Below are 639 nucleotides of genomic sequence, written 5' to 3' on the forward strand. Positions count from 1 at the left end.
GGGTCATGCTCGAGGATCCGACTGTCGACGTCGGCCTCCTCGGTCGTGCACGGGAGTCCGGTCTCGACTCCGTAGTTTCCGAGCAACCCGTCGAGATCGCGGTTAGCGTATCGCTCGAAGGGAGTCTTTTTGCCAAACTCCATTCGGGAGAAGCGGGACCTCGGAACTCCGGCCTCGACGAGCCGCTCGCGGAAGCCGTGAGCCTCCGGGGGCTCTCCCTGGCCGTTGCCCCAGGTCGATCCCCAGCCGTCTCCGTCCTCTCGCTCGTATCCATCGTCGATCTCGTAGGAGAGGATCCGGTCGGCGTCGGGGTCGATCGCGGAGGTCCGGAGCGGCGGGGCGTCGGCGTCGACCGATCCCTCGAGGTCGTTGCATGCTCGGGCGACGACCGACGTGAGGGCTCGGGCTGCTCCCTCGAACCGCGGGATCCAGAGGCCGTTATCGTGGATCCGGACCGTCTCGTCTCGGAGGTCGATCACGACCGTCCGGAGATCGAGGACGTCCATTCCCTGCTGTCTCCCGCTATAGACGACGACTCCGTAGTAGGCGCGGCCGTTGCTCCCGTGGATCTCGATCCCGTGGATCCGCTCGGGCTCCAGCTGGTCGACGATCCGATCGAGGACCGTCGTCCGGCTCCCC

General features: G+C 66.7%; 1 protein-coding gene. It reads right to left on the minus strand.

The genetic code is table 11. The annotated features are described in order from the left end of the window. Positions 1-639: hypothetical protein (locus ABD224_RS29305; RefSeq protein ID WP_344055366.1), on the minus strand; the 639-nt coding region annotated here is incomplete at both ends.

Source organism: Streptomyces thermoalcalitolerans (assembly GCF_039525155.1).
In the GTDB taxonomy this organism is placed as follows: domain Bacteria; phylum Actinomycetota; class Actinomycetes; order Streptomycetales; family Streptomycetaceae; genus Streptomyces; species Streptomyces thermovulgaris.